This window comes from Rhodococcus sp. IEGM1428 (assembly GCF_050321865.1).
Lineage (GTDB): Bacteria > Actinomycetota > Actinomycetes > Mycobacteriales > Mycobacteriaceae > Rhodococcoides.
On the sequence record NZ_JBNQFW010000003.1, the window covers coordinates 632,432 to 644,528 of the forward strand.

At 63.6% G+C, this 12,097-nt stretch carries 11 protein-coding genes; 5 read left to right on the forward strand and 6 right to left on the reverse strand.

From position 1 onward, the window contains the following. Nucleotides 1–12 precede the first annotated feature (12 nt). Together ACQR3T_RS17850 and ACQR3T_RS17855 are read right to left on the reverse strand one after the other, a co-directional pair. Nucleotides 13–678: an HAD-IA family hydrolase gene (locus tag ACQR3T_RS17850; RefSeq protein ID WP_428694342.1), complete on the reverse strand. Its 666-nt coding sequence runs from the start codon at nucleotides 676–678 to the stop codon at nucleotides 13–15. Between the two features lie 113 nt (nucleotides 679–791). Then, the gene (locus ACQR3T_RS17855; protein ID WP_428694343.1) at nucleotides 792–2,315 is read right to left on the reverse strand and encodes an adenylate/guanylate cyclase domain-containing protein; all 1,524 of its coding nucleotides are present in this window, start codon (nucleotides 2,313–2,315) and stop codon (nucleotides 792–794) included. Between the two features lie 151 nt (nucleotides 2,316–2,466). On the opposite strand from ACQR3T_RS17855, the gene ACQR3T_RS17860 reads away from it, so the two are divergent. From ACQR3T_RS17860 to ACQR3T_RS17875, 4 genes are all read left to right on the forward strand, one after another. Further along, nucleotides 2,467–3,372, forward strand: a complete 906-nt coding sequence (locus tag ACQR3T_RS17860; RefSeq protein ID WP_080730416.1) for an AurF N-oxygenase family protein — start codon at nucleotides 2,467–2,469, stop codon at nucleotides 3,370–3,372. 39 nt (nucleotides 3,373–3,411) lie between these two features. Then, a complete protein-coding gene (locus ACQR3T_RS17865) occupies nucleotides 3,412–4,941 on the forward strand; it encodes an FAD-dependent oxidoreductase (RefSeq protein ID WP_428694344.1) in 1,530 nt (509 codons plus the stop codon). A gap of 98 nt (nucleotides 4,942–5,039) precedes the next feature. Then, nucleotides 5,040–6,137, forward strand: coding sequence for a ferredoxin reductase (locus tag ACQR3T_RS17870; protein ID WP_032376296.1), 1,098 nt, complete (start codon nucleotides 5,040–5,042; stop codon nucleotides 6,135–6,137). 24 nt (nucleotides 6,138–6,161) lie between these two features. Beyond that, the gene (locus ACQR3T_RS17875) at nucleotides 6,162–7,604 is read left to right on the forward strand and encodes a fatty acid desaturase family protein (protein ID WP_032376297.1); all 1,443 of its coding nucleotides are present in this window, start codon (nucleotides 6,162–6,164) and stop codon (nucleotides 7,602–7,604) included. Nucleotides 7,605–7,694: 90 nt separating this feature from the next. Here ACQR3T_RS17875 and ACQR3T_RS17880 read toward each other — a convergent pair whose 3' ends face one another. Both ACQR3T_RS17880 and ACQR3T_RS17885 read right to left on the reverse strand, forming a co-directional pair. Then, nucleotides 7,695–9,047, reverse strand: coding sequence for an MFS transporter (locus ACQR3T_RS17880; protein WP_428694345.1), 1,353 nt, complete (start codon nucleotides 9,045–9,047; stop codon nucleotides 7,695–7,697). A 120-nt stretch (nucleotides 9,048–9,167) separates the two neighbouring features. Continuing rightward, a complete protein-coding gene (locus ACQR3T_RS17885) occupies nucleotides 9,168–10,055 on the reverse strand; it encodes a DUF5996 family protein (RefSeq protein WP_428694346.1) in 888 nt (295 codons plus the stop codon). 136 nt (nucleotides 10,056–10,191) lie between these two features. Here ACQR3T_RS17885 and ACQR3T_RS17890 point away from each other — a divergent pair, with 136 nt between their 5' ends. Continuing rightward, nucleotides 10,192–11,013, forward strand: coding sequence for a class I SAM-dependent methyltransferase (locus ACQR3T_RS17890; protein ID WP_428694347.1), 822 nt, complete (start codon nucleotides 10,192–10,194; stop codon nucleotides 11,011–11,013). Nucleotides 11,014–11,017: 4 nt separating this feature from the next. Here the strand turns inward: ACQR3T_RS17890 and ACQR3T_RS17895 are convergent, their stop codons facing one another. Both ACQR3T_RS17895 and ACQR3T_RS17900 read right to left on the reverse strand, forming a co-directional pair. Next, nucleotides 11,018–11,458 (reverse strand): SRPBCC family protein, encoded by a 441-nt coding sequence (locus ACQR3T_RS17895; protein ID WP_032376300.1) that lies wholly within the window; start codon nucleotides 11,456–11,458, stop codon nucleotides 11,018–11,020. Nucleotides 11,459–11,483: 25 nt separating this feature from the next. Next, nucleotides 11,484–11,951: an SRPBCC domain-containing protein gene (locus ACQR3T_RS17900; RefSeq protein ID WP_032376301.1), complete on the reverse strand. Its 468-nt coding sequence runs from the start codon at nucleotides 11,949–11,951 to the stop codon at nucleotides 11,484–11,486. Nucleotides 11,952–12,097: the final 146 nt, after the last annotated feature.

Below are 12,097 nucleotides of genomic sequence, written 5' to 3' on the forward strand. Positions count from 1 at the left end.
GTGGATGAAGGGTCAGGCTGAGATCAGAGCGCGCACGCGCTCGGGATCGAGTGCATCGACGGTGTCGGTGGCCGAGCCGAACTCGGTGCCTGCAGTGTTCTCGTTCGGGAATGCGACGCACGTGATGCCTGCGGCTGCCGCTGCCGCCGCGCCGCCGGCGTTGTCCTCGATGGCCACACTGTCGGATGCGTTCTCGCCCAACGTCTTCAAAGCAAAATCGTAGGACGCGGGATCGGGCTTTCCTGCGTCCACCGAGGATGCGTCGACGATGACGTCGAACGAGTCGGCGGTGAGCTCCGGGCTCAGGGCCGCCAGTAATGCATCGATGTTGTCGCGGGACGTGGTGGTCACGAAGCCCACCTTGATGCCGTTCGCCTTGGCGGAGTCGATCGTATCGGCAACGCCGGGACGCGTTTTCACGTCGGATTCGCTGATCAACCGTTGGAAGATCTCCGATTTGGTGGCGTGCACTGCGGCCGCGTCGACCTCGGTGCCCGTATCGGACGCGTATTCGCTGATCCGGTCGGCACCACCGTTCGACCCGAGCATGGAACGGTAGTCCTCACGGGACCAGTTCCAGTTCAGATCGTGGGCTGCGAAGGCCTCGTTGAACGAGCGACGTTGCAGTTCGGACGTGTCGACGAGCGTGCTGATCGAACCGAACAGAATTGCGGACATGGGTGCCTTTCGGAGCGAGAGACGTTGTACCAGTCAATGTCTCGGCATGCGCGATGGGTGAGTTGGTTCGGGGGGTATGCCCCATCGGCACCGAACGGGAAACCTTCGAATTTCTACGGTGTGGTGGGCGGTCCGTGTCGATGGACGGGTGCGGCCAATACCGTAGGTGTGGAGCGTCCACGCAGCGTCACGGACTCACCTGTTGTCCAGTGCTCCCTCTCACCCGCGGTTGCGTGATCGAGCACGACCGACGACGTGAGCACATCGGTGTTCGGGTCGTCCTTCGCGAGATCGGTGAGCCGGGCCGCCTGATTCACGGTGTCACCGATGACGGTGTACTCGAAGCGGGATTCCGCTCCGATGTTGCCTGCGATGACCGGCCCGTACGTCACGCCGATGCCGATTTCGAAGCCGCCGTCGGAGGCAAGGGCGACGGCCAGGGTGCGTGCGGTGCGCAGTGCCGCCGTGGCGGGATCGGGGTGATCGACCGGAGCGCCGAAGATCAGCAATGCGGCATCGCCCTCGAACTTGTTGACGAAGCCGCCGTTACGTTCGCCGTGCTCGACCACCACTGCGAAGAACCGATTGAGAATATCGACCACTGCCTCCGCGGACTCTCGCTCGGCCATCGCCGTCGAACCCACCAGGTCGATGAACAGTACGGCGACCGTCCGGTTCTCGCCACCGAGGCGCGGAGCACTCGCCAATGCCCGCTGCGCCACATCGTGGCCCACGTGTCTGCCGAACAGAGAACGCAGTCGCTCGCGCTCGTCGAGACCGACCACCATCTTGTTGAACCCGTTCTGCAAGCGGCCGATCTCGGACGCGTCGTAGACGTCGACGCGGGTGTCCGTCGCCCCGGCTTCGACGCGTTGCATGGCGGAGCTGACCTGCTGTAGCGGGTCCGATACGGAGCGTCCGACCAGAAACATGCCGCCGAATCCGACGACCAGGGCGACCGCGGACAGCGACACCATCGCGGGAGACAGGTCGACCTCGGGTGGGATAACGGTGTCGATCAGTCTGCCGAGCCCGATGAGACCGAGACCGAGGACGGGGATGGCCGTGCTCAGTACCCAGATGAGGACGACACGCAGCTTCACCCCGAGCGCGACCGTGTCGGTGACTTCGCTGACGTCCATCACCGCGGCGGTGACCGGCCTGAGCGTTCTTTCGGCAACCAGGTAGCCCAACGAGCAGGTCGCCAACCCGCCGAAGCTGACGGCGATGGCGACGATGATCGACAACGCTGCGCCTGCCGACGCATTGACCGCTACGAACACGGCGACGCCGAGGGCCCACAGCAGAACGTGGACACCGAGCTGACGCAGCGGCAGTCGCACGATGGCGATCGCGGTGTCCTCCGACGGCGTACCGCCGGTGTGCAGCCACAGAACGAGCGGCCTCGCGACGCGGAGTCCGAGCACGATCCCGATGCCGATCGCGACCGGCAGATACACGAAGAACGCCAGGTAGTTGCGATCGGACAGGATCTCCTCGGAGCCGACCGGCAGCGGCAGGATGAAGCGGGCCAGCACGAACACGATGACTGCGCCGATGGCGTTGGCCGAGACCATGCCTGCTGCGTAGAGCCGCATCGGGGTGCGGTCGAGGGCGGCGCGTAGAGCTGCGGTCACCGGTGAATCTCCGTTCTGTGGTCGCTCGAACTCTAGGGGCCGGAAAAAGAATCGGAGAGATTTTGCCCGAGCGACTATCTGTGTCGGCAAGTACCTGGTAATCTCCGTAACAGCTAACCACTCCTGTTCGACGATGAAAGGAACGACGGCGATGACCAGCACACTCTCCAGGAACGACGTTCTCGAGCCCGAGGATGTTTCGGCGCGTTTGCTCGATTCAGCCGCCCAACTCTCGTACGACCCGGCCGAGGAGGTCGACTGGGAGGCCGATCTCGATCCCTCCCTCTACGGCCTCAACCCGGAGTGGAGCACCCTCTACGGCACGAAGTTGTGGGACGAGATGAGCGAGGAACAGCGCATCACGCTCACTCGCCACGAGGTCTGCTCGATCATGAGCACCGGCATCTGGTTCGAGATGATCCTGCAGCAGATGGTTCTGCGCGACCAGTACTGCAAGGACTCGTCGAACTCGGACTTCCAGTTCGCGCTCACCGAGATCGCCGACGAATGCCGTCACTCGATCATGTTCGCCCGCGCCTGCCAGAAGATGGGCATCAAGGCCTACCTGCCGCGTCGATCGAGCATCGAGCTCGGTCGTGGCTTCAAGGCTCTTGCATCGGCCGAGGTGGCCTACGGCGGCATTCTCGTCGCCGAAGAGGTTCTCGACGTCATGCAGCGCGACTGGATGCGCGGCGAGAACGTGTTGCCGCTCGTTCGCACCACCAGCAAGATCCACGTCGTCGAAGAATCGCGACACATGACGTTCGCACGCGCACAGATGCGCGAAGATATCGCCGGAAAGAGCCCGGCCCGCCGCAAGGCCAGCGCGCTCGTCGTCGCGATCGCCGCGCGCCTGATCGTGTCCAACATGGTCAACAAGGAGGTCTACGCAGCAGCGGGCCTCGACGTCGACCGCGCCGTGAAAGAAGCGAAGAACAACGCTCATCACCACACGATGATGCGCACCTCGAGCGAGCACCTGATGGCGTTTCTCCTCGACTGCGGTTTGGTCACCAAGCCGGCCGAGATGATCTACCGTCGTCTGCACATGCTCTGACCACTCTTTTCGAGGCCGTGAAGGACATCTGAGAAACCCATGCCGTTCGCGATCACGCAGAACTGTTGCAACGACGCATCCTGCCTGTCGGTGTGCCCGGTCAACTGCATTCATCCCACGCCCGACGAGCCGGATTTCGGCAAGACCGAGCTGCTCTACATCGATCCGCGCTCGTGCATCGACTGCGGGGCCTGCGCCGACGCGTGCCCGGTGGACGCGATCACGCGCGTGTCCCGATTGACGCCGGATCAGCAGATCTACGCGGACATCAATGCCGATTATTACCGCGACAAGCCTGCCGTAGCGGAGTGGGGTGAGCCCAAGTTTCCGGTGTCGACGGTCAACGAACTGCCGCCGGTCAGCATCGCCATCGTCGGGACGGGACCGGCCGCCTGCTACACGGCGCAAGCCCTGTTGCGGGTGCCGGGCACCAGGATCACGTTCTACGACCGATTGCACACCGCGGGTGGTCTCGCGCGCTACGGCGTCGCTCCCGATCACCTCGGCACCCGACGCATCAGCGAGCACTTCCGGGGGATCTTCGCGCATCCTCGGGTCACGATGAAGCTCGGCGTCGAGGTCGGTAAGGATGTCGATCACGTGGAGTTGGCTCGAAAGTTCGACTCCGTCGTCTATGCCGTCGGTGCCGACAAGGACCGAGCGCTCGACATTCCCGGTATCGATCTCGACAATTCCGTCAGCGCACGCACCCTGGTCGGCTGGTACACCGGGCATCCCGACGTCCCTGCCGACGCGATCGACCTCACCGGCGTCGAGCGGGTGACCGTCATCGGAAACGGGAACGTCGCACTCGATGCCGCGCGCATCCTCACCGCAGACCCCGACCGGCTCGACGGTACCGAGATCGCCCCGCATGCATTGGCCGAACTGCGTCGACACCGCGTCACCGAGGTCGTTGTTCTCGCGCGCCGTGGCCCCGAGTTCGCGGCCTTCACGCGTTCCGAGTGCAAGGCGTTGGTCGATCGACCGGACGTCGACGTCGTGGTGGCAGGACCGGACGGAATTGTCGAGGCTATCGATCGATTGCCGCTGTCTGCCTCGGCGTCGGCGCTGGCCGGGGCCGAGCGCGTCGATCTCGGCTCGCGTCCAGGAGTGGAGCCTGCGGAACGACCCAGAAACAACGTAGGGCGTCGCATCGTCTTCGCGTTCGGGCGGGCACCATCCGCCCTGCACGGAAACGGCTCGGTGGAGTCCATCGAGGTGGGGGTGGGTGAACACGCGGTCACTCTGTCGACGGAGTTGGTTCTGCTCGCGATCGGTTATCGCGGAACTCCGTCGCCGGGCGTCCCGTTCGACGACATCACCGGCACCATTCGCAACGACGGCGGACGGATCACCGCTGCCGACGGCACACCCGTTCCGGGCAGCTATGTGGTCGGATGGGCCAAACGGGGTGCCACGGGCGGCATCGGCGACAACAAGATCGACGCAGAGGAAACGGCCGAGGCCTTGCTCGCGGACGTCCCGACACGAGGCCCGGCTCGTCCGCTCGGCTGGTACGGCAAAGTGAGCGCCGCTCTCGGTGATCGAGTCTCGCGAGCGCGCTGACCGGCGGTGACTCCGTGTTCTGTTCACTTTGTGTAGCAGTCTGATTCGAGTCTGCGCGATTCGTACGCACGGCGAGCTTCTCGGAGTTACCGTTGAGTATGGCTGAACGGGGGGCCAAGCCCCAGGTTTCTTTTGTAAGACGGACGATGCTGCGCGCAGTCCGATCGTTGTTCAATCCGCTCCGGCCTGACGACTACCTGTCGATGATCAATCCGTTGTGGACCACTCGCGAACTTCGGGGGAAGGTCGAGCGGGTGGTTCCCGAGGGGTCGGAGGCCGTCTCGGTGTACATCCGTCCGGGTTTCGAGTGGCAGGGCCACACACCCGGGCAGTACGTCCGACTCGGAGTACTGATCGACGGTCGGTACCACTGGCGGGCGTATTCGCTGACGTCCGATCCCGACCCTGTCGACGGTCTCGTCAGCGTCAGCCCCAAGCTGGTGCCGTCGGGCACGGTGTCGCCGTATCTGGTGGGCACCATCAGGACCGGCGATATCGTGCGCCTCAGCGAGGTGGAGGGTGAATTCACCCTGCCGAGTCCGGTTCCGGACAAGATGGTGTTCATCAGCGCAGGCAGTGGCATCACGCCGATCATCAGCATGCTGCGCGCCCTCGATCATCACGACCAGGTCCGTGACGTGGTTGTGGTGCACTCGGTGCACAACCGTGAACAGTTGATGTTCGCGGACACGCTGGAGGAATTGGAAGCCAAGCACGACGGGCTGACGGTGAAGCTGCGCATCACCAGCGACGAAGGTCGGATGAAGGCGTCGGAACTGGACGAACTGGTCCCGGATTGGCGTGAGCGGGAGTCGTTCTGCTCCGGTCCGGGCGAACATCTGGACGATCTGCGCTCGTATTGGAAAGACCAAGGAGAGTCGGACCGATTCCATTACGAAAGTTTCCAGCCGGTCATCGGCGGCGGAGACGACGCTGGTGAGGGCGGCACCGTCAAGTTCCTCAACAGCAAGAAGGACGTCGAATGCGACGGTGCCACAACGATTCTCGCCGCAGGTGAGGAAGCCGGACTGGATCTGACGTTCGGCTGCCGAATCGGCATCTGCCACACGTGCGTAGGTACCCTGAAAAAGGGGCGTTTACGTGACCTACGTAACGGGGATATCTCCGAACCTACGGGGCAAGCGGTTCGTATCTGTGTCAACACTGCTGAGGGCGACATCGAAATCGAACTCTGATCTTCCATTCGAACAGGGGAATGTATGTCTATCGACGAAACCACCAGGCGCGTCACCGACACCGACGGGCCGGTGAACCCGCTGGCGCACCTCAGTGACGAGACGATCGCCGAACTCGCCAAGGAGTTCGACGCCATTCACGACGAGGTGTACGCCAGCCTCGGTGACAAGGACCGGAAGTACATCACCTCGGTGATCGCAGCTCAGCGTCAGCTGCTGGTCGCCGGCCGCGTGCTGTTGCTCGGTTCCACCAGCAAGCCCGCGTGGCTGGCCGGTACCGCATGCCTCGGAATCGCAAAGATCCTCGAGAACATGGAGATCGGCCACAACGTCATGCACGGCCAGTGGGACTGGATGAACGATCCGGAAATCCACTCGTCCGTCTGGGATTGGGATACCGCGTCCACCGCCAACTCGTGGAAGCACTCGCACAACTACGTGCACCACACGTACACGAACATTCGTGGCAAGGACAAGGATCTCGGTTACGAGATCATGCGTATCGACCCACGTCAGAAGTGGAGTCCCGTCTACCTGGCACAGCCGTTCTACAACGTTCTGCTGATGGCCTTCTTCGAGTGGGGCGTCGCGCTGCACGACCTCGACATCGAGGCGATTCGCCGCGGTGAGAAGCCGGTCAAGGAACTCGTCGAGGACCTCAAGGGCATCGGCGTCAAGGCACGCAAGCAGTTCGTCAAGGACTACGTGGGCTGGCCGCTGATCAGCGCAGGTGCATTCGCGTTGGCACAGCTGGCGTCGGGCGGTCGTGTGCCGGAGAGCAAGAGGTCTCGGCTGGCGTCCAAGCTGCGTGGGTCGGCTCGATTCGGCAAGAATCGTAGGACCGCGGCGCTGCTGGACAGCCGGCTCAGCGGTGTCGAGAGCACGTTCCTGTCGACGGTGGCCGCCAACTTCACCGCCAACATCATCCGCAACGTCTGGTCGAACGCAATCATCTTCTGCGGTCACTTCCCGGATCAGGCCTACACCTTCAGCCAGGAAGAGGTCGAGAACGAGACCCGCGGCGGATGGTACGTCCGTCAGTTGGTCGGAGCCGCGAACATCGACGGCGGACCACTGTTCCACCTGATGAGCGGCAACCTGAGCTACCAGGTGGAACACCACCTGTACCCGGATATGCCCAGCACCCGGTACTCGGACGTCGCGCCCAAGATCAAGGACATCTGCGAGCGTTACGAGCTGCCGTACAACACCGGACCGTTCTTCCAGCAATGGGGCATGGTCCAGCGGACCATCGCAAGGCTGGCGTTCCCGGGCGGCAAGGTTCGGCCGAAGCCGGGCCCCTACCGTCCCGAGGAGAGCTGGCGTCGGAAGTTCGCCGAGGGTGCCACCAAGGACAGCGAGGCCGCCAAGACTCGCGGTCGCGTGCCGGCAGAGCATCCCGCGGCGGGACCGGAGCACAACTCCGGCGGCGTCGATGTTCAGCCGCCGCCCCGTGGCGACGACTGAGTTTCGTCCGTAGAGAGCCGACAAGAACCGCGGCCACCCTATTACCGGGTGGCCGCGGTTCTTCGATGTCGGGGGTCGGGTTGTGGGCCCTCACGCCATGTCGACATCCTTGGTCTCGAGCAATCTCTTGGTGCAGACCAGACTCAGCACCGACAGCAGAGCCAGCATCACGCCGATCGAGATGCTGCCGAACGCGGCCGTGAGCGGTGCGGCAAGCATCGGTGGAATCGCGCCACCGAGAACTCCGGCGAGGTTGTAGCCCAAACCTGCTCCGGTATAACGGAATCGAGTCTGGAACAGTTCCGGGAGGAGTGCGCCGGTCGGTCCGTATGCAACGCCGAAGATCGCGAGCGTCACGCACATACCGATCACGAAAGCTTCCGGTGAGCCCGTGTCGAGCAACGGGAACAGCGCTATCGACCACGGCACCGCGACGATGCACGCCGCCATGATCACTCGCCGCCGCCCGACGCGATCGGAGTAGGTCGCCGAGAGCGCGATCGCGACTCCGAATATCACCGCAGCGCCTATCCCGGTGACCAACACGAACGGACGGTCGAACCCGAGGGTCTTGGTGCCGTAGCTCGTCAGGTACGCGGTCCCCATGTAGAAGAAGGCGAAGAGTGACGCCAATGCACCCGCGGCGGTGATGATTTCGCGCTTCTGGATACGCCACGCGTCGAAGATCGGCAGCTTGGTCGGTGTCGAGGTCGCCGGAGCTTGCTCCTCGGCGAGCTTGTTGGCCCGAAAGACCGGGGTCTCCTCGATGGCCAACCGCATGTAGAGGCCGATGAGTACCAGAACGGCGCTGAGCAGGAACGGGATTCGCCAACCGTAGTTCAGAAACGTCTCGTTGGTATCGCCCAGTAGCAGTCCCGTCGCCAGGAACGTCGCGCTCGAGAAGATGAAGGCGGCCGATGGTCCCAGCTGGGGGAACATCGCATAGAAGCCGCGCTTACCCGGCGGTGCGTACTCGGCCGTGAGCAATGTCGCGCCGGCCCATTCACCGCCGACGGCAAACCCTTGCCCGAACCGGAGCAGCACCAAGATGATCGGAGCAGCCACGCCGATCGTTTCGGCACCGGGCAGCAGGCCGATGGCGAACGTGGATACTCCCATCAGCAGCAGCGTCGAGATCAACGTCTTCTTGCGACCGATGCGGTCGCCGAAGTGTCCGAACAGCACGGCACCGACGGGCCTGGCGATGAATGCGACTGCGAACGTCGCGAACGAGGCCACGGTACCGGCCGTGTTGCCGAGCGCTGGGAAGAAGATGGTCGGGAAAACCAATGCGGCAGCAGTTCCATAGATGAAGAAGTCGTAGAACTCGATCGTCGTACCGATTCCACTGGCGACGGCGACCCGTCGAACACTGGTCTTGGTCTGCACCGCCGGTTCGGTCGGCGTGGAGACGCCCGGATCTCCGGGCGAGACAGCGGTCATGGTTCCTCCGTTTTGTCGGGTATCGGGCGAATGTGCGATACCGAATGCGACGAACGGTAGTGATCCGGGTCACCCGCCGAATACCCCCGGATGGGGGGGCGGAGACCACCTCTCTCCGAGCTACTGCCAGTGGGCAGTCTCGACGGCGGCGCGGTAGGTGCTGTCGAGGAAGGCGAGCAGCAGCGCATCGGGGTCGTCGGCGGTGCGTACGGCCTCGTAGGGGAGGACGTACTCGCCGAGATCGCGATCGAAGTACGCGGGAGCAGTGACGGCCGGATGACTGTCGTAGCCGGCCGGATTCGGGTAGGCGTAGGCGTAGAACGCGCCCTCCGCTGCCCCGCCCGGCCAGAAGCCGGCGCTCGAGACCTCGTCGCTGTAGGCCTCGTGCATCACCCAGTCCGGGCAGTTGGGAACACCACCGGGATGCTGCGGGGCAGACCTACCCGAGAAGCGCGTGACGGCGAGATCGAAAGCGCCCCAGAAGAAATGGACTGGGCTGGACTTGCCGCGAAAGTCGGCGCGAAACTCGGAGAACACGCGATGTGCGCTGACGAGGGCACGCCAGAACCTCTCCATCGCGGCCGAGTCGTAGGAGGCGTGTTCGACGTCCTCCGCGAACGGGGTGGCGTGCGGCAGTTCGACAGGCTTTCCCACGATCGTCGCGTCGACCCCGAGTTGCGTGAGCAGGTCGGTGTATTCGGCGAAGAAGTCTGCGACGCTTCGTGGTTCGAGCTTCATGGTCCGGCTCTGACCATCGGTGGTGGCCAGTACCAACCGGTGGGCGAGGAAATCGAAACGAATTTCGAGCCCGCGGTCGCCCAGTGGGATCAGCGATGTCGTCAGTCCGGATGCATCGACGTACAGCGCGACTCCCCACCAATGGTTGAGTGCCGGCGACAGTGCCATGCGGGTCTTGCCGACGATCTGGGTCCATAGATGCACCGTGTCGCGAGTGTCGGACCAGCTCTCGATCGGAAGTTCCGGCCACGCGTCGTACAAATTTGTCATACGTCGATGATGCACACACAGCCGGGGAGAAGGCCATAGCTGTGCCACCTCAGGCGTAACTCAGGGTTCGCCGGTACCGTCTGATCCCAGGGGCGAGACGCATGTGGCAGCGGTCAGGGAAGAAGAGGTGATCGGCGTGTCCACAGACCACAACCGGGATGTGTTCGACAGTGCTCGGGTGGCCGCGGCCTACGTGGAGTACGCCGGCCCCACCGATGGATTTCTCGACCGTGGGGAAGCAGCAGCGCTGGTTGCTGCGGCCTCGGTTGCGCGCGGAGCACCGGTGCTCGACGTCGGTGTCGGCAGTGGGCGAACCACGGCTCTGCTCCGACTCGTGAGCGATCGTTATGTGGCGATCGACTACGCGCCCAATATGATCGATGCGTTTCGTCGGAATTTCCCGGACCTGCAGGCGCACGTGGCCGATGCGCGCAGTCTGACTGCTTTCGCGGACGGCGAGTTCGGCCTGATCGTGTTCAGCAACAACGGAATAGACACCGTCACCCACCAGGAGCGGGGCCGGGTACTCGCAGAATTCTGTCGCCTACTGGCCGATCCAGGAGTGTTGGTGTTCTCCACCCTCAACCGCAACGGACCGTCGTTCGGCGAGAAGCCGTTTCAACTGAGCAGGCCCACACAGCGTTTCAGTTTCTCACCGAAACGGGCAGTGACGGCAATCGGGCGGAGGCTGCTGGATCCTGCCGGTGTTGTTCGCAGCGTTCGTAATTGGTGGTCGGCCAGATCCCGCGTCGACGATCGAGGATCCTGGGCCATCGCTCCGCTTGCCGCACACGATTTCGCGCCGTTCATGCACTTCACCACCTTGTCGGACGTGCGGTCGCTGGTGACGGGTGCCGGGTTCACGATCGTGGAGATCTTCGCCGACGACGGTTCGATCGTGGCGGCCGGTACCGAGACGAGCTCGGCCGACAACTTCACGATCGTCGCGCGCAAGTAAACCGTCAGCTCAGCCGCTCGAGCGCCTCGGTCATCTTCTCTACGGTGTCCGGCGCGACTTTCGCTTCGAAACCCGCCTTCAGGAACGGACCGGCAACCTTTGCGGCACCGTTGAACTCGACCTGCGCGTGGTAGTCGATCCGAGTCGATCGGTCACCTTCTGCCGTCAGCGTGATGTCGTCGACGCTGGTGGCCGTCTTGTTCTCGCCTTCGAGCACGATGTGATCAGGCTCGTCCGTGACCAAGGTGTAGGTCAACTCCGTGGTGATACCGAACAGCTTCGAGACGTTGTGCCACTGCGTTCCGACGGCGACCGGTCCGTCCGAAATCTGCGTGCAGCTCTGGGTTCCGGGATCCCACGACGGCGCATTGGAAAAGTCGCGAAGAAATGCGGCCGCCTTCTCGATCGGAACAGCGGCGGTGAAGGTGCGGGTGACGTCGACCATGAGAGTTCTTTCCTGTCGTTGGGGATCAGTCTTCGAGCGGGACGCCGAGGTGGTCGGCAAGCCGGCGCATGGTGCCGACGATCTGGTCCTCGGTCACCCGCGGAAATCCGGCCATCTTGCGGAATTCCGGGTCGGTGACGCGCGACCAGTCGTACACCTGCGTCAGCGCTGTCCGGTCGTCGGCGACCTCCTCGAGTTCCCAGGACCACCGCGTGCCACGAGGTTCCATGCCCTGGCGATTGGGAATCCAACCGATGCGTCGGTCCTGCTCGAACACGAACAAGGTGTTCTCCATGACGTACTCGCCCAGTTCCGGCTGGTACATATCCATCGCGAAGGTGTCGCCCACCGCGCGCAGAGGCGTCGGGTCGATCGCGCCGCGCAGCATCTCCGAGCCGTCGACCGCGGCCTGGACCTCGGGATTGGCGAGCGCAGTGAACACGGAGGCGGGGGGAGCGTCGATCACGCGCCGGACGGTCAACTCGTCGGTCATGGAACACGCCTTTCAGTTGTTCATGCTGGCTACGGAGTTACCCCCGTCTGCGTGGAAAGAAACTCCGATCGCCGTTTTTGGCCTCCCCGTCGGTTTTGCATCGCAGTGGACACAACGACGAAACACGACCGCCACGTCCCATTCGT